Source organism: Streptomyces capparidis (genome assembly GCF_054782095.1).
The window spans coordinates 42,051-58,700 of the sequence record NZ_BAAGTD010000052.1 but is presented as its reverse complement, the minus strand read 5'-3'; the positions used below and the strand labels follow the sequence as shown (position 1 = coordinate 58,700).

12 protein-coding genes are annotated in these 16,650 nt (G+C 76.3%); 7 read left to right on the top strand and 5 right to left on the bottom strand.

Translation table 11 applies throughout. From position 1 onward, the window contains the following. From tap to ACYVO2_RS31050, 6 genes are all read left to right on the top strand, one after another. The coding region (gene tap, locus ACYVO2_RS31075; RefSeq protein WP_461011395.1) for a telomere-associated protein Tap at positions 1-1,735 on the top strand (1,735 nt) is incomplete at its 5' end. Positions 1,736-1,738: 3 nt separating this feature from the next. Further along, positions 1,739-2,296 carry a telomere-protecting terminal protein Tpg gene (gene tpg, locus ACYVO2_RS31070; RefSeq protein WP_461011394.1) on the top strand — a complete coding sequence of 186 codons (558 nt, stop codon included), beginning with the start codon at positions 1,739-1,741 and terminating at the stop codon, positions 2,294-2,296. Positions 2,297-2,363: 67 nt separating this feature from the next. Next, positions 2,364-3,233 (top strand): class I SAM-dependent methyltransferase, encoded by an 870-nt coding sequence (locus tag ACYVO2_RS31065; RefSeq protein ID WP_461011393.1) that lies wholly within the window; start codon positions 2,364-2,366, stop codon positions 3,231-3,233. A 1,112-nt stretch (positions 3,234-4,345) separates the two neighbouring features. Then, complete coding sequence (locus ACYVO2_RS31060) at positions 4,346-5,353, top strand: hypothetical protein (protein ID WP_461011392.1); 1,008 nt, start codon at positions 4,346-4,348, stop codon at positions 5,351-5,353. 210 nt (positions 5,354-5,563) lie between these two features. After that, a complete protein-coding gene (locus ACYVO2_RS31055) occupies positions 5,564-7,081 on the top strand; it encodes an amino acid permease (protein WP_461011391.1) in 1,518 nt (505 codons plus the stop codon). Beyond that, on the top strand, positions 7,078-8,541 hold the full coding sequence (locus tag ACYVO2_RS31050; RefSeq protein ID WP_461011390.1) for a glutamine synthetase family protein: 1,464 nt from the start codon (positions 7,078-7,080) through the stop codon (positions 8,539-8,541). Before ACYVO2_RS31055 ends, ACYVO2_RS31050 begins: the two co-directional genes overlap by 4 nt. Before the next feature lie 110 nt (positions 8,542-8,651). On the opposite strand, the gene ACYVO2_RS31045 is transcribed toward ACYVO2_RS31050, so the two are convergent. After that, positions 8,652-10,733 (bottom strand): RICIN domain-containing protein, encoded by a 2,082-nt coding sequence (locus ACYVO2_RS31045; RefSeq protein WP_461011389.1) that lies wholly within the window; start codon positions 10,731-10,733, stop codon positions 8,652-8,654. Between the two features lie 104 nt (positions 10,734-10,837). Next, on the bottom strand, positions 10,838-12,883 hold the full coding sequence (locus ACYVO2_RS31040) for a beta-galactosidase (protein WP_461011388.1): 2,046 nt from the start codon (positions 12,881-12,883) through the stop codon (positions 10,838-10,840). A gap of 313 nt (positions 12,884-13,196) precedes the next feature. Between ACYVO2_RS31040 and ACYVO2_RS31035 the strand changes: the two genes are divergently transcribed. Then, entirely contained in the window at positions 13,197-14,252 is a 1,056-nt protein-coding gene (locus ACYVO2_RS31035) for a LacI family DNA-binding transcriptional regulator (RefSeq protein ID WP_461011387.1), read from the top strand. 15 nt (positions 14,253-14,267) lie between these two features. Here the strand turns inward: ACYVO2_RS31035 and ACYVO2_RS31030 are convergent, their stop codons facing one another. The 3 genes from ACYVO2_RS31030 to ACYVO2_RS31020 all read right to left on the bottom strand — a co-directional run bounded on the left by ACYVO2_RS31030 (position 14,268) and on the right by ACYVO2_RS31020 (position 16,646). Continuing rightward, on the bottom strand, positions 14,268-14,618 hold the full coding sequence (locus ACYVO2_RS31030; RefSeq protein ID WP_461011386.1) for a hypothetical protein: 351 nt from the start codon (positions 14,616-14,618) through the stop codon (positions 14,268-14,270). Between the two features lie 433 nt (positions 14,619-15,051). Then, entirely contained in the window at positions 15,052-15,915 is an 864-nt protein-coding gene (locus tag ACYVO2_RS31025) for a hypothetical protein (RefSeq protein ID WP_461011385.1), read from the bottom strand. 104 nt (positions 15,916-16,019) lie between these two features. Continuing rightward, positions 16,020-16,646, bottom strand: coding sequence for a hypothetical protein (locus tag ACYVO2_RS31020; protein WP_461011384.1), 627 nt, complete (start codon positions 16,644-16,646; stop codon positions 16,020-16,022). Positions 16,647-16,650: the final 4 nt, after the last annotated feature.

Below are 16,650 nucleotides of genomic sequence, written 5' to 3'. Positions count from 1 at the left end.
GCCCCGGGCCGCGCGGGCGGTGACCGGCCCGCCCGCGCCCCCCGGCGGCCGCCCGCCCGCCCGCGGGGCCGCCGCGCCCCCCGCCGACCCGCGGTTCCCCCACGGCCCGCTGGGCGTGCTCGACGGCGACGGCACCGTGCACTGCCCCGGCGGGACGCTGCTGGACTGCCCGGCGACGACCGTCCCCGCCCTGGTGGAGTGGACGCTGCGCGAGTCCGGCCTCGGCGCCCCGAAGCTGCACCGGCACGGCAGCGACTCCGACCCGCTGATCGTGCTGACGGCCGCCGCCGCCCACCGCCTGGGCCTGCCGCCGCGCCTGGAGGACCGGCGCGGGCTGCGGCTGCCGGACGACCACCCCGTGGTCAGGCAGCTCACCCGCGCCAAGTGGCGGCTCACCCAGCGCGGCTTCGGCCCCTGGGCCCGCGTCTACCGGCCCGTCCGGGGCGGGCGGCGGCAGTGCGTGCAACTGGCCGTGCTGCCCTGGGACGCGCTGGACTCCCGCGCCTGGGCGGGCGCCGCCAAGCTGCCGCCCGACGAACTCGCCCGCGCCCTGGGCACGTACGCCGCCCGGGTGATCACCCCGCGCGGCTCCACGGCGGTCTCCGGCCTCGAGCTGATGAGCGCGCTGCGCCCGCCGACCCGCGCGGTGCGCGACGAGACCGGCGCCTGGGTCTCCGCGCCGAACGCCGGCGCGCTGACCCGGCCGGTGGACCCCGCGCCGCCCGAGGCCCCCGTGGAACACCCCGTCGCCCAGGGCTGGACCGGCGGGTTCCTGGACGAGGAGGCGTACCAGTGGGTCCGCGACCCGGGCCTGCTGGAGGACGCCGAGTGCCTGCTGCCGTTCGCGGTCGGCGTCGACATCAACACCGCGTTCCTCGCCGCCTCCGCCCGTCTGACGGTGGGCCTGGGCGAGCCGGTCCACGTGCCCCGGCCCGTGTTCGACCGGAAGGTCCCGGGCTGCTGGTACGTCGACCTGTCCCACGTCGAGCTGGACCCGCGGCTGCCGTCGCCCTTCACCCCGTCCGGGCAGCGCCCCTCGGGCCCCGCCTGGTACGCCACCCCCACCGTCGCCTACGCCGTGGAGCTCGGCGCAGACGTGGCACCAGTCGAGGCGTACCTGCGCCGGGAGACCGGCGCGTGGCTCGACCCGTGGCACGACCGGCTCAAGGACGCCTACCTGGCCACCATGGCCGACCTCGGCGTACCGGTCGGCAGGGAGCCGGACGAGGCCGCGTTCCTCGCCGCGATGGAGCGCCACAAGCACGTGGACCCCGCGCTGGCCTGCGTGCTCTCGGCGATCAAGGCCACGGTCAAGGGCGGCATCGGCAAGCTCCGCGAACGCCCCCAGGGCCGCGGCTACCGCGACGGGGAGCGCTGGCCCGCGCTGGAGCGCCCCACCTGGCGACCCGACATCCGCGCCGCCGTCATCGCCAAGGCCCGGGTGAACATGCACCGCAAGCTGCTCAACACCGTGCGCGCCGGCGGCCCGCACCCCCTGGCCGTGCTGTCCGACTGCGTCGTCTACCCCAGCCCGGGTCCCTCCCCGCGGGACTTCCTGCCCCGCACACCGGACGGCGCGCCCGTGCCCGGCACCTTCCGCCTGGGCGCCACGCCGGGTTCGGCCAAGCTGGAGGGCGTCCAGGAGATGGCCTGGGCGGTGGACCTGATGGAGCAGGGCCACAACCCGGCCCGGCACATCAAGGGCGGCGACGCCGTCCTGGACGAGGGGGAGTGACCCGTGGGCGACATCGACGACGCCCTCCGGCGCGCCGAGGCCGAGGCGTTCACCCGGCAGCCGCCGAAGACCCCGCTCGCCCAGATGCGGCTGCTGATGCGCGCCGAGAGGGGCTCCACCCGGGCGGTGGCCGCGCGCCTCGGCGTGTCCCGGCGCACCGTGGAGCGCTACCTCGCCGGGCAGCGCAAACGCCCCCGGCCGCCGCTGCGGGACGCCCTGGCCCGCGAGGTCGCCAAGGTGTGGCAGCCCCGGGTGCGGTTGCGCCGCCGCAGGCAGGCCGCCACCAGCACCGGCATCACCATCGAGACCAGGGCCCGCTTCGGCTACACCGCGCCCATCGGCACCACCGACGACCCCCGGCTGCGGCGCCTGACCGTCCACCTCCCGCCCGAGCACGCCGCCCGCCTGCTGTCCGCCCAGGAGCGCGGCGCGGGCGACCGGGAGCTGCGCGACATCGTCGCCCGGGGCCTTCAGGAGGTGTACTTCCAGGACCACGGCTCCCGTGCCCTGAACCTCGAGGTGGAGATCACCGACATCGACTACTTCGACGCCCAGTTCTGACGCCGCGCGCCGCGGCCGTCCGCCGAGCCGTGGGATCATCGGCGGCCGGGCGGTCGGCGATCACGCGATGCGAAGGTGGTGGACGGACGTGACCGGCGTCTGGGAGTGGGACGACACGCTGTTCGCGGGCACCGCGGCCCACTACCGGCGCGGGCGGCTCCCCTACGCCCCCGGGCTGGCGGACGTCCTCGCCGGGGCCCTGGGGCTCGACGGGCGGGGGCGCCTGATCGACGTGGGCTGCGGACCGGGAACCCTCGCCCTGAGCCTGGCTCACCTGTTCGCCGAGGTCGTCGGCGTGGACCCGGACAGCGGGATGATCGCCGAAGCCGCCCGGGGAGCCGCCCGGGCGGGGGTGGCCGGGAAGGCGCGGTGGGTGCGGGCCCGGGCCGAGGACCTGCCCGCGGGACTCGGCACGTTCACCGTCGCGACGTTCGGCCAGTCCTTCCACTGGATGGACCGCGACCTGGTGGCGGCGACCATCAGGGGGATGCTCCGGCCCGGCGGGGCCCTGGTGCACATATCGGACCTGAAGACGGAGGCGCGCACCGCCGGAGGACTGCCCCATCCGGCGCCGCCCGCCGCGGCGATCGACGAGCTGGTCAAGCGCTACCTGGGACCGGTCCGGCGGGCCGGCCGGGGCGTGCTGCCGCAGGGCACGCCCGGCGGTGAGGCGGCGGTGCTCGCCCGTGCGGGATTCGCCGGTCCCGACCGCCTCGTCGTCCCCGCGGGGCAGGCGCTGGAGCGCACCTGCGACGACATCGTCGCGTGGGTGTTCTCGATGTCCTACTCGGCCCCGCACCTGTTCGGCCCGCGCCAGGGCGCCTTCGAGGCGGACCTGCGCGGGCTGCTGCGGGAGGCCTCCCCGTCCGGCCGCTTCTCCGAGCGCCGTCCGAGCACCGAGGTCCACGTCTGGTGGCACGACCCCGCCGAACGGTGACCAGGTCGCCGATCGGCGCGCGCCATCCGCGCCCGGGTTCCCCGCCGGGGGCCGCGCGTCCACGGGGTCGGGTCGCCGCTGGTGGCGACGGCGAGGGTGGCGCCCGAGGGGGACAAGCCCGCGGCGCGCAGCTCCGAGCAGTGGGAGTGGAAGGGTCCGGCCACGGCCGAGCGCTCCCCTCGGGGCCCGCGGAGGCCCGTCCGTATCCGGTCAGGTTCGGCGGGAACACCGCGGGGCGGGGGCGAGCCGATGGCTTCGGGCCGTCCGCCCGGCGGCCTCCGCGCGGCTCGCGGGGTTCGCGGTCGGGGTTGGCGACCGGGTCCGCCGGCCGCGCCGGCATGTGTGCGGGATGACGTGTGGAAAAGGCGGGAACGGCCGGTCGCGCTTTTCCTCACCGTCTTCTCCGCGTCACCGGGAGGAAATCTTCCCCGGATGAGGCGAGAACGCGTACGGGGGATCGGCCCACCGCCTTCAAGGTGATTTTCCGTCACTTCCCGGAGGTCCGAAAACACCGGCGGCGAAGCCCCACCGGGCGGGGCGGAGTTTCGGCGGGGGAGGCCCGTGCTGGTAGGACTGGACGGCGACGTCAGGCCGGGGCGCCGGCCGCCGCCTTCCCCCGCGGACAGCGGGCGGCGGGCAGCGGTGCGCACGGGCGGCCCCGGCGGTGTCGCGGAAAGCGGCTGGGCGGCGGAGAGAACCACCGGCGGAACTCCGGACGGAACACGGAACGGAGCACCGGGCGGAACACGGGCGAAACCCCGCCCGGAAAGCCACGCGGAACACCGCGGAACACCGCGGAACGCGCGGAGCAATGCGGAGCAGTACGGCACGACGCGGAACACCGCGCCACCACGCGCGGCGACGCGCGATCGCACGGGTCACCGGCCGAACCCGGCCGTTCGCCATTCACCGCCCCCGCCCACCGCCTGCCGCCCGCCCCCGCCGTCCACCCGTCGCGAGGCAATGACCGTGACTCCCCGTGAGAAAGGGCCATGGCGCGTTGAGCTGCAACACCTCCGCCACTGCGGGGCCGGCACACCGGTCCGCGAGACGTGCGGGCACCGCCGGATGAGCACCGCGGTCCCGGAGCGGCGGCCAGGGAGGGGCGTGGAATGGCACGGGCTGCGGAGGCCGCGGTCTACCATCCGGGCGGGCTCGACGCGGAGCTGCGCGCCGCCGTGGACGAGGTGGTCGCCGGCCACTGGATGGCGATGCGCGACCTCCTGGCCAGGACGGGCGCCGACTGGGCGCGGCGGACCTCGCGCACCCAGGTCCTGGCGGTGACCGCCGCCCGGTCGGACCTGGTGCGGGTGTGGCGGGCCGAGGAGCCGGACAGCTACGACGCGCTGGTGATGTCGGCGCGGGTCGCGGTGGAGCGGGCGCTGCTCGCCCACGGCCACGCCCGCGGCCCGCACACCTCCACCGCGCAACTGGCCGCCACCGCGCGGCGGCTGTGCCTGGCCGCGGCGGAGCGGCACCCGCGGGACCCCGTGCCGTGGGTGTGCCTGCTGGCCCTGGCCCGGACGGACGCGCGCCGGGAGCGGCCGGAGCACCGGGTGCCGCACGGCGACGTGATGCTGCCGCCGGGCCCGTGGCGGCTGCTGGCGCACGTGGACCGGCTGGACCCGGGCAACCGGGAGGCGTACCACCGGGCGCTGCAATTCGTGCGCACCTGCGCCGGCGGGACTCCCGCTGCGGGCCTGGAGTTCGTCCGGTGGGCGGACTCCCGGGCGCCGGAGGGGTCGTCGCTGCTGGTGCTGCCGCTGTACGTGTACGTGGAGAACTACTGGAGCGGCAGGCGGCCCGGTGCCGTGGACGTGCTGCGGTACATCCACTGGGCGGCGCCCGGCGTCGCCTACCACACCCGCCGGGCCCTGGAGTCCTGGTTCGACTCCCCGGCCACGGCGGAGCGCTCCCTGCTGGACCTCAACCACCTGGCCTACGCCCTGTGGTCCGCGGACCGCCGCGCGGACGCGGGCCGCGTCTTCCGGGCGATGAAACGATTCCGCACCCCGCTGCCCTGGGCCTTCGAGGCCCCGCCAGGGGACTCGGGCGCCGAGGTCTTCGCCGAGGCCCGCCAGGCCTGCCTGCGCGCCCTGGACGAGAGCGGACGCGCATGACCGGCCCCGCGCGGCCGGGCGGCTGACCCCCGGCGGTCCAGGGGGGGCGAAGCCCTCTGGACTCCCACCGGGTGCGCGCCCCCGGACCCCCTGCCCCCGAAGCCCATGCCGCGGCCCGCACCCCAAACCCCGTGCCGGGGCCGCGCCCCCGGATCTCCGCCGGGCCCCGCGGCCCCCCGACCCCACCGACGCTTCCCCGAGGTGATACCCGTGTCCCACAGCGCAAGCCCCCGGCGCCTCGCCCGCGACGAGGACGCGTTACTGCGCGAACTCGACATCAGGCCCCAGCTCACCCGCCGGATGAGCGGCTTCGGCAACGCCGCCGCCTCGTTCAGCGTCATCAGCATCCTCTCCGGCTGCATGACGATGTTCGCGTTCGGCATGGGCGCCGGCGGACCGGTGATGATGCTGGGCGGCTGGCTGGTGGTCTTCGCGGCGGTGATGTGCCTCGGCGCGTCGCTCGCCGAGGTCACCAGCGCCTATCCCACCGCGGGCGGGCTGTTCTTCATGGCCGACCGGCTGCGCGGCCCGCGCTGGGGCTGGTACACCGGCTGGCTCAACACCCTCGGCCTGATCGGCGGGATCGCGGCCATCGACTACGGCGCCGCCACCTTCGTCAGCGCCCTGCTCAACCTCCAGTGGGGGATCGCCCCCACCGAGGGCCGGGTGCTCGCCGTCTTCGCCTGCATTCTGCTGCTGCACGCCGTGCTGAACCTGTTCGACGTGCGGCTGGTGTCCCTGCTGAACACCGTGAGCGTGTGGTGGCACCTGGCGGGCGTGGCCGTGATCGCCGGCGCGCTGGTGGTCGTCCCGTCCCACCACCGGTCCCCGGACTTCGCGTTCGAGTTCGTCAACGGCACCGGCTGGTCCAGCACCGTCTACGTCGTCGCGCTCGGGCTGCTGATGGCCCAGTACACCTTCAGCGGCTACGACGCGTCCGCGCACATGTCGGAGGAGACCACCGGCGCCTCGGTCAACGCCCCGCGCGGCATCGTCCGCGCCATCGCCTGGTCCGGGGTCGCCGGGTTCGTCCTCATCGCCGCGATGGTCTTCGCCATCCAGGACTACGCCGGCACCCAGGCGTCGGCCACCGGGGTGGCGCCCGCCCAGATCTTCCTCGACGCCCTGGGCATGACGGCGGCGAAGGCCCTGCTGCTCGTGGTGATCGTGGCCCAGTTGTTCTGCGGCAACGCGGAGGTCGCTGCCGCCTCGCGCATGGTGTTCGCGTTCAGCCGCAAGAGCGCGATGCCGTTCTCGGCGCGGCTGGTGCGCACCAACCGCCACACCGCCCCGCACTGGGCGGTGCTGCTGTCGGTCGCCACCGCCTTCGTGTTCGCCCTGCCCTCCCTGTGGTCGGCGACGGCCTACGGCGCGGTGGTGGCCATCAACGTCGTCGGGATGACGCCCGCCTACGCGATACCGGTCCTGCTGCGCCTGCTCGCGGGCAGCCGGTTCGTGCCCGGGCCGTGGAACCTGGGCCGCTTCTCCAAGCCGGTCGGCGTGGTGGCGGTGGCGTGGGTCGCCTGCGTCACCGTCGTGTTCTGCCTGCCCCAGTCGTCGCCGGTCACCACGCAGACCTTCAACTACGCCCCCGTCGCCCTGCTCACCGCGCTCACCCTGGCCTGGGTGTGGTGGCGGGTGCGGGGACGGCACGCCTACACCGAGCCCACCACCGTGGACTACGCGGGCGACCGCGGCATGGCCAAGGTCGGGGAGGGAGTCGTATGACCGCCACGGAACCGGTCGGCGCACGGGAGGCCGCCGCACCCGCGGGAGGGGCGCCGCGCGGCCGGCTGGCCGCGGAGGAGCTGCGCCGGCAGGCGGCGGTCGGCGCCGTCACCACCGTGCTGGTGGCCCTGCCCGACCTCCAGGGCCGGCTGAAGGGCAAGATCCACGACGCCGCGCACCTGCTGGAGGCGCCCGCCCGGGGCACGGACATGTGCGCCTACGTCCTGGCGACCGACGCGGACATGACGCCGCTGGACGGGTTCGCCCTCACCTCCTGGGACGACGGCTACGGCGACCTGGTCGCCGTCCCCGACCTGGCCACCGCCAGGACCCTGCCGTGGCGCCCGCGCACCGCGCTGCTCCACGCCACCGCGCTGCACGGCGACGGGCGGCCGGTGGAGGTGGCGCCGCGGCGGATGCTGCAACGCCAGATCGAGCGGCTCGCCGCGTCGGGGCTGACCGCGCGGGCGGCGCTGGAGACCGAGTTCACGCTGTACCGGCCCGCCGGGAACGGGCCGCGCCCGCCGGCCGGCCGGGACGACCCCGCCGGCCGGGACGGCACGGGCGGCCCCCTGCCGGCCGACCCCCGCCGCCGCCTCGTCCCCGTCACCCACCACAACCTGGACTACGCCCTGGACCACCCCCCGCGCCTGGAGCGGTTCCTGCGCAGGCTGCGGTCGGCCGTGACCGGCGCGGGCCTGCCGCTCGAAGCACTCAAGACCGAGTCGGCGCCGGGCCAGGTGGAGATCACCTTCCGGCACGGCGACCCGCTCCGCGCCGCCGACGACCACACCGTGCTCAAGCCCGCCGTGCGTCACGTGGCCGGCGCCTGCGGCCTCGCGGCGACGTTCATGGCCGCGCCCGAGACCGGCACCGGCAACGGCTGCCACGTCCACCTGTCCCTGTGGCGGGACGGCGCGCCCCTGTTCGCCGGGCCGGGCGGCGCCCACAGCGACCCGGTCCGGCACGCCGTGGCCGGGCTGCTGCGCCTCATGCCGCACCTGGCCCCGCTGTGGGCGCCCACCCCCAACTCCTACCGCCGCTTCCGGCCGGGCTCCTTCGCCCCGACCGCGTTCACCTGGGGGGAGGACAACCGCACCTGCGCGGTGCGGGTCACCGGCCACGGCCGGGGCCGCCACCTGGAGGTGCGGCTGCCCGGGGCGGACGCCAACCCCTATCTGGCCCTGGCCGCCGTGCTGGCCTGTGTCGCGGCCGGCCTGGCGGACGCCGCGGAGCCGCCGGCGCCGTGCGCCGGGGACGCCTACCGGGACGCGGGGGGCGCCCGGCCGCTGCCCGCCACGCTCGCCGAGGCGCTCGACGCCTTCCTGGAGCCCGCGGGGCGCGACGTGTTCGGCGCCGAGGTCACCGCGCACTACGCCCGGCACGCCGCGGCGGAGCTGGACCACGCCCGCCACCTCGTCACGGACGTGGAGCGGCAGCGCGGCTTCGACCGGGCGTGAGTCCGGCCCGGTTCGGACGCGACCCGGGCTCGCGGGGGAGGACGCGGAAAGGCCGCGGGCTCCGCCGCCGGTCCCCTGGCGGCGGAGCCCGCGGGGCGGGCGGGCGGGCGCTACTCGGCCCGCGCGGCGCCGGTCACGTCGGTGACCTTCCACCGCTGGTTTGCCCCGGAGTTGGGCTCCCACACCCCGACGGCGGCACCGTCGTTCGTAGCCTGCCCGGACACCTCCAGGAGCCGGCCGGTGGCGGCGTTGACCAGGGTCCAGGTGCCGTCACCGGTCGTGGACATGATCCACTGGGTGGCCCGGTCGCGGGGCCCGCGGTCCGGTTCGAGCACCGCGGCGCCGTCGCGCACCGCGAGCCGCTCGCCCCGCGCGGGGTTGGCGAACACGTACCGCTTCTGGTTGCCGGTGTCGCCGCTGACCTGCTTGATCTGCCACCGCTTGGCGGGGTCGGCCGAGCCCGGGCCCGCGGTCTCGATGACCAGGCCCTCGCCGTCGTCGGCGACGGTGAGCGCCTTGCCGCTCTGGGCGCCGGTCAGCTCGTAGGTGTGGCCCTTGCGCAGCGTCGCCGCGTCCCCGGCGACCCCGGAGACCCCCTTGACGAGGAAGGACGTCACCGACTGGGCCGGCACGGTGAACGACGCCCGCTCGCCGGTGACGGCGATCGGGGCCCGCCGCTCCAGCTTGCCCTCGGCGCTGGTCACCACGGGGGTGACGGTGGCGCCCCGGGCGACGTGGCCGAACTTGGACAGGTCCACGGTGACCGTGCGCGGCGCGGTGGCGCTGTTGACGTGGACGACGGTGGCGGCGTCGCCCCTCCGGGACACGGCGGCGGCGCTCGAGGTGTCGTCGACCTTCACCAGCCGGTCGCCGGGCTTGATGAAGTGGGTGAAGTTCCTGGCGGTGTGGAACTTGGTGTTGGTGCGGATCGGGCAGGTCGCCAGGGTGTCCTCGGCGGTGCAACTGAAGGGGAGCTGGATGCTGCCCCAGTTGCCGCCCTTGGCGGACTCGCCGCCGGGCTTCATGTTGTCGTAGTCCTCGACGGGCTGCCAGAACACCCACGCCTCGGGCTCCAGCTCGCGCAGGTCGTCCACGATGCGCTGGGCGAGGCCGAGGCCGGGACGCATGTCCTCGAAGTCCTGGCCGTCGCCCCAGTCGCCCTCGACCTCGCTCATCCACAGCGGCTTGTCCGCGGCCTTGGCCAGGTCCCGCACGGTGGTGCGGTTGCCGGTGCCGTAGGTGTGGACGTTCATCTGGTCGACCAGGTCCCGCACCTGCTGGGGATAGGTCCGCCAGTTCTGCGCGAAGATGGTGGGGTTGGTCTCGTCCATCGCGGAGATCTCCGCCTTGGTCCCGGACTTGTCCAGCGCCTTGTCCAGGGCGGTGATCACCTTCTGCTGGAGCTCGGGGCCCATGTGCGCCCCCTCCTGGCGGCCGCCGACCGGCTCCCCGTCGGGGCCCAGGCGGGTGCCCCAGTACCCGGTGTTGGGCTCGTTGAACGGGTCGAGGGTGTCCACCTTGATGCCGTGGGCCTTCTCCAGCTTCTCGGTGGCGCCCACCAGGTACTCGGCGAAGTCGTCGACGGACTCCGCCTTGAGCTGGTCGGCGTTGGCGTCGAACCCGCCGGAGACGTAGCCGCTGACGGTCATGAACCACGGCGGGGAGTTGCTGAACGTCTCCCAGTGGTCGATGTCGTCCTTGATCCGGTCCACCCACCAGCGCTGGGTCGCGTCGGCGTCCGGGTTCCAGTCGGCCGGGTCGTCGGCGCTCCACCAGTCGGTGTCCTCGCGGGTGGTGCCCTCGGGGGCGTTCCACCAGCCCTGGACCGCGCCGCCCGCGCGCAGGTAGTCCTTCACGTCCGGGGCGTTGCCGCCGCCGATGTTGTAGCGGGCGATGTTCAGGGCGAGGCCGTCGTCGCCGAAGAGGAGCTGCGCCAGCTTCTCCCGGATCTCCGGCGGGTAGTCGCCGGTGGCGTTGGCGAACCAGACCAGGCTGGTGCCCCAGCCCTGGAACTTCTCGTGCGCGTAGGAGGGGTCGGGCCGGACGGTGACGGACTCGGCCGCGGCCTGCGCGGCCCGCGCGTCCTGGGCCTGGGCCAGCGGGGGCTGGACCGCGGTCAGGACGGCGCCGGTGGCCAGGGCGGTGCCGATGGCTCCGATGAGTCGTCGTCTGCTGCGGGTGCGACGTGCCATCGTGTGCTCCCAACTTCTGTGGTGGTCGCTGCGGTGGGACGGAGGGTGCGGCATGGCCGGCGGGCATGCCGGGTGCGCTGACCGTGCGCTGCGCGGTTCAGGCGTCAGGAGGCGGGCTGCCGCAGTACGGCGACGTCCCGGGGCGGGAGGACGAGCGGCCCTGCGGCGCCGGTGCCGCCGATGAGCGGCTCCCCGGTGAGGCCCGGCAGGGGCACCGGCTCGTCGGTCCGGTTGACCAGGAACAGGTAGCGGTTCCCCGCGTCGCGCCGCACCGCGAGCTCCACCCGCCCGCGCGCCTCGGCGGGCAGCTCGCTGCCCACCCCGGCCGCGTCCAGCAGCCGCGGCAGCAGCCGGGCCAGGCCGTCGGGGCCCAGCCGGGTGGAGACGTACGCGGCCGAGCCGCGGCCGGCGGCGCGGCGGGTGACGGCGGGGCGCCCGGCCCAGGCGCCGGTGCGGTAGCCGGCCAGCACCTCGGTGGCGGGGTCGGTGACGGTGATCCGGTCGGTCCACAGCGTGCCCGGCGAGGCGTCGTCGAGCTCGACCGACTCCCCGTCCGGCAGCGGGCCGAACTCCTCGACGCGGATGCCGAGCAGGTCGCGCAGGGCGCCGGGGTAGCCGCCCAGCCAGACGTGGTCGTTCTCGTCCACGATCCCGGAGAAGTACGTGGTCACCAGGTGGCCGCCGTTCTCGGCGTACCGCGTCAGCTCCTCGGCCAGCGCCGCGGGCACCATGTGCAGCACGGGCGCGACCACCACCGGGTAGGGCGCCAGGTCGGTGCCGGCCGGCACGACGTCGGCCCGCACCCCGAGGGCCAGCAGGGCCGAGTACCAGTCGAGCGCCTCCTGGCGGTAGTCCAGCAGCGAGGTGGGGTGGGAGTCCTGCTCGCTCGCCCACCACGACGCCCAGTCGAACAGCACCGCCACCCGGGCCCGCTCCCGCTCGGCCCCGGCGACCGGCGCGAGCGCCCGCAGGGTCCGGCCGAGCGCGGCCACGTCCCGGAACAGGTCGCTGTCGGCCCCGCCGTGCGGCACCATCGCCGAGTGGTACTTCTCCGCCCCGGCCGCGGACTGCCGCCACTGGAAGAAGCACACCGCGTCCGCGCCGTGCGCCACGTGCACCAGCGAGTCCCGCGCCAGCTCGCCCGGGAGCTTGGGCACGTTGACCGGCTGCCAGTTGACGGCGCTGGTGGAGTGCTCCATCAGGAACCACGGCCGCCCGCCCGCGATGCCGCTGGTGAGGTTGGCGGAGAACGACAGCTCGTCCCTGGCCTGCGGCCCCGGGCGCACGTAGTGGTCGTTGGCGACGAAGTCGACCTCCCCGGCCCAGTCCGCGTAGTCCATGCCCTTGATGTCCTTCATCACCATGAAGTTGGTGGTGACGGGCACCCGCGGCGTGATCTCGCGCAGCACCTCCCGCTCCGCGCGCAGGTACTCCTTCAGCACGTCGGAGGAGAACCGCTTGAAGTCGAGCTGCTGCGTCGGGTTCGGGTGGGACGCGGCCAGCCGGGGCGGCAGGATCTGCTCCCAGTCGGTGTAGTGCTGGGACCAGAACGCCGTGCCCCAGGCGTGGTTGAGCGCCTCCAGGGTGCCGTAGCGGGCCCGCAGCCAGTCGCGGAACGCGCGCGCCGCGTCGTCGGAGTAGTCGTACACGTTGTGGCAGCCCAGCTCGTTGGAGATGTGCCACGCCACCAGCGCGGGGTGGTCCGCGTAGCGCTCGGCCATGCGCCGCACCAGGGCCAGCGCGTACCGCCGGAAGACGGGGGAGGTGGGCCGCCAGTGCTGGCGCGCGCCCGGCCACACCGTCTCGCCGGACGCGGTCACCGGCAGGATCTCCGGGTGCGCCGCGGTGAGCCACGGCGGCGGGGACGCGGTGGCGGTGGCCAGGTCCACGGCGATGCCGCCGGCGTGCAGCAGGTCCATGACCTCGTCGAGCCAGGAGAAGTCCCACTGGTCCTCGGCGGGCTGGAGGCGGGCCCAGGAGAAGATCGCCAGGGAGACGACGGTGACCCCGGCCTCGCGCATCAGCCGGATGTCCTCGGCCCACACCTCGCGGGGCCACTGCTCGGGGTTGTAGTCCGCGCCGTAGGCGATGTGCGGTGCGGGGTCACCACCCGGTCCGTGCGGCAGCCGGGACGGGAGGGCGGGGGTCATGGCGGTCCTTCCGGTGCTGCGCCGGGACGGCGGTGGCGCGGACGTCGTCGTCGGGCGGGGAACGGCCGCGGGCGGGTGCCCGCCCCCGCGGTCGCGGCGCCGCTCGCGGCCCGGGCCTCGTTCCGAAACGGGACCAGGGTCGCGGGCGGCCGGTGCGGCCGCGGATGTCCACGTGAACACCGGCCGGCGCGCGAGCGGCTCCGCGCGGATGATGTTTACGTAAACATGCGGTGGCGGCATGTCTACACTGTCCGATGTCGGCGGTCAAGGGTCGTCCGGGGACCCCGACGCGGCACGAAACTGGGGGACAGCAGTGGACACAGCGGACAGCGCGCCCCCCACCCGCGTCCGCGCCCGCGCGCGGGTCCGGCCCGGCGCGTCCATGGCCGACGTGGCCCGCCTCGCCGGCGTCTCCTCCCAAACCGTCTCCCGCGTCTCCAACGGCTACCCGGGCGTGACCGAGGAGACCAGGCGGCAGGTGCTGGCCGCCATGCAGGAGCTCGGCTACCGGCCCAACAGCGCCGCCCGGGCCCTGCGCCGCGGCGAGTTCCGCACCATCGGCGTCATCACCTTCACCCTCTCCACCACCGGCAACGTGCGCACCCTCGAGGCCATCGCCGCCTCCGCCGCCCAGGAGGGCTACGCCGTCACCCTCCTGCCCGTCGCCGTCCCCACCCATGACGAGGTGCGCGGCGCCTTCTCCCGCCTCGGCGAGCTCGCCGTGGACGCCGTCATCGTCATCATGGAGGTGCACCTGCTGGACGCGGCGACCGTCTCCCTGCCGCCCAACGCCCAGGTCGTCGTGGTCGACTCGGACGCGGGCGACCGCTACAGCGTGGTCGACACCGACCAGTCGGGCGGGGCCCGCGACGCCGTGCGGCACCTGCTCGACCTCGGCCACCGCACCGTGTGGCACCTGGCGGGCCCCGAGGAGTCCTTCGCCGCGCAGCGCCGCGCGGACGCCTGGCGCACCACGCTCACCGGGGCGGGCCGGGTGGCGCCGCCGCCGGTCAGGGGCGACTGGTCGGCGGAGTCCGGCTACCGGGCGGGGCTGCGGCTGGCCGAGCGGGCGGACTGCACGGCCGTGTTCGCCGCCAACGACCAGATGGCGCTGGGGTTGCTGCGGGCGCTGCACGAGAGCGGCAGGAGGGTCCCCGACGACGTCAGCGTGATCGGGTTCGACGACATCCCCGAGGCCGGCTCCTTCCTGCCGCCGCTGACCACGGTCCACCAGGACTTCGCCGAGGTGGGTCGGCGCTGCGTGGAAGGCGTCCTGCGGCAGATGCGCCAGGACTCCCCGGAGCGGGGCACCACCCTGGTGCCGACCCGCCTCGTCCTGCGGCGGAGCACGGCGCCGCCGCCGCGGTAGGGGCCGGCCGGGCCGCTACGGTTCGCCGGGGTCGCCACGCCGCGCCCCCTCCGCCGTGACCAGGAGGCCGCCAAGGTCCTGGGCCGGCGCCACCGAGTGGCCGAGCTGGGTGAGCAGGCCCACGACCGCCGTGAGCACCACCTCCCGCAGCCGCTCCTCCACGCTTCCGCCCCGCTCCCCGGTGCCGCCGCCGTGCTCGGCGAGCGACGCCAGCCCCGCCGACGAGGTCCAGGTGATCAGGACACCCCCGGCGACCGGCCGCACCCGGAGCCCCGGCTTGCGCACATCGGTCCCGCCCGCCACCTGGAGGCCCGCCGCCTCCAGGGAGCGCGTCACCTGCTCGGCCAGCAACTGGTGATCCGTCATGGGTTCCCTTCAAGGCACGTGGCGACTCGCCGGCACGGGGCCGGGCGGGGCGAGGGGCGGCGGGCCGATCCCGAAGGCGCCGGCGGCCGGGGCGCCGGGCGGCGGATACGGCGGCGAAGGAGAGACGAGGGGCGCTTCGGCGTGGACGCGCGAAGGGCCGCGACACGGCTCGGGCGTCGTGCGAGCGCCATCGGGGGGCTCCGTTCGGTGAACAGACGGGTGTCCTGCTCGCCGACCAGACTTCCCGGCACTCCTCCCGAAACCCTATCGGAGATCGCCGACACGGCGACGACATCACCGGCCGCCCCCGCGCGAGCCGCGAGCGGGCGCCGGCGCCGGGGGCCGGTCCGCGGGGGCGTGCCCCGCCCGGCGGCGCCGCGGACCGCGCGCCCCGGTGACGGGCGCCTCCCCCTCCGGGCGGCCTCCCTCACCGTCACCCCGGCCCGCCTCCACCGGGGGCCCGATCGCCCCCGGCGGCCCCGGCGCGCTCCGCCGCCGCGGACGCGGAGCGCAGGGCGCGGTCGGCCTGCCGCAGCAGGTCGCGCCGCTCCCGCTCCCGCTCGGCCGCGGCCCGCTGCTCCGCCTCGGCGCGGGCCAGCTCCTCGCGCAGCCCGGCGGCGCGCCGCTCGCAGCGCTCCCGCTCCCGCACGGCCCGCTCCAGCTCCCGCCGGGCCGCCGCCTGCCCCTCCCGCCGGGCGGCGACCTCCCGCTCGGCCTCCTCCTTCTCCCGCCGCGCGCGGGCCTGCTCCGCCTCCCGCCGCCGGTCCGGGCGGGCGGGCCGGGCCGGGCGGCTCGCGGGGCGGCGGGCGGCGGCCACGTCCGCGGCGGGCAGGCCGGTGGCGGGGGACAGGGGAGCGACCAGCCGGCCCTCCGCCCAGGCGCGGGCCGCCTCCGGGTCGGCCAGCGCCGCCCGCAGGGTCTGCTCGACCTCGCGCTGGGCGTCGTCGCCGAGCGGGTGACCGGCCCCGGCGGCCAGCCGCCGCGCCCGCCGGGACAGGCCGGCCACCACGGCGCCCTGGCGGCGGCTGAGCTCACGGAGCCGTCCGCCGTCCAGCACGCGGTGGGCGTCGCGCAGCGCCTGCCCGAGCTCGACCAGGGCGGCGGCCTCCGCGGGCTCCGCCCTGACCAGCAGGTTGCTCGCCCAAGCGGCCAGCGTGGGCCGGCGCAGCGCCGCGACGCGCTCCGCGAGGTCGCGCCTGCCGGCCCGCCTCGCCTCCCGGGCGCGCTCGTCGCGGACGGCGGTGAACCGCTCCGGCCGCAGCCCGTACAGCTCGTGGACGACGGTGTCCCAATCCACGGGTCCCTCGCGCTCCGCACCTGGTGCCCGGGGCGGCGCACCCGGGCACCACCGGGGTTCCCCCGCGGCGCGGGCGCACACCCGGCGGGCGGCCCCGGGCCGGGTCAGTACGGGACGAGGCCCACCACCGCCCAGCCGCGCCGCCCGGCCTCGTCCACCACCTCGGCCCAGTCGTGCAGCAGACCGCGGAACTCGGCGAAGTCGCGCGTCCAGCCCGAGGGCCTGGCGGCGTGGACGGCGAACGGCTCCGCGAGGCCGTCCAGCAGGGGGAGGGCCTCCCGCCACGCGGCGGCGAGCGCCGGGACGTCCTCCGGCGGGCAGGCGACCATCACCCGCCGCCGGGGCAGCAGACCGCCGTCCCCGTCCCCGCCGTCCCCGTCCTCCGGGGGCCACGGCCCGTCCCAGAACAGCCCGGAGAGGAACGTGTCCAGCGCCGAGCGCAGCGCGGGCCCGGCGTGGCCCCGGACCCGCTCCCACGCCTCTCCGGCCCAGAAGTGCGGCTTGAACGAGTCCAGGGTGCCCGGGAACCGGTACACGCCGTACCAGGGCGTGCCGGCCCGCGCGGGCCACGCCCAGCCCTCGTCCGCCCCGGCGCCGCCGCCCCCGCCGCCCCGGTCGCCCTCGTCGTCCAGCGCGGACACGGCGTCCCGCAGCAGGCGCAGCCGCTCCCCGCGGGGCGTCCCGGTCAGGCGCTCCGGGTCGACGACCAGCACCGCGATGTCCACACCCATGCCC

Coding starts and splice junctions, on each gene's coding strand:
- ACYVO2_RS31050 (WP_461011390.1), top strand. CDS start 7,078: ATGACCGCCACGGAACCGGTCGGCGCACGGGAGGCCGCCGCACCCGCG.
- ACYVO2_RS31020 (WP_461011384.1), bottom strand. CDS start 16,646: ATGGGTGTGGACATCGCGGTGCTGGTCGTCGACCCGGAGCGCCTGACC.
- ACYVO2_RS31065 (WP_461011393.1), top strand. CDS start 2,364: ATGCGAAGGTGGTGGACGGACGTGACCGGCGTCTGGGAGTGGGACGAC.
- ACYVO2_RS31060 (WP_461011392.1), top strand. CDS start 4,346: ATGGCACGGGCTGCGGAGGCCGCGGTCTACCATCCGGGCGGGCTCGAC.
- ACYVO2_RS31040 (WP_461011388.1), bottom strand. CDS start 12,883: ATGACCCCCGCCCTCCCGTCCCGGCTGCCGCACGGACCGGGTGGTGAC.
- ACYVO2_RS31045 (WP_461011389.1), bottom strand. CDS start 10,733: ATGGCACGTCGCACCCGCAGCAGACGACGACTCATCGGAGCCATCGGC.
- ACYVO2_RS31030 (WP_461011386.1), bottom strand. CDS start 14,618: ATGACGGATCACCAGTTGCTGGCCGAGCAGGTGACGCGCTCCCTGGAG.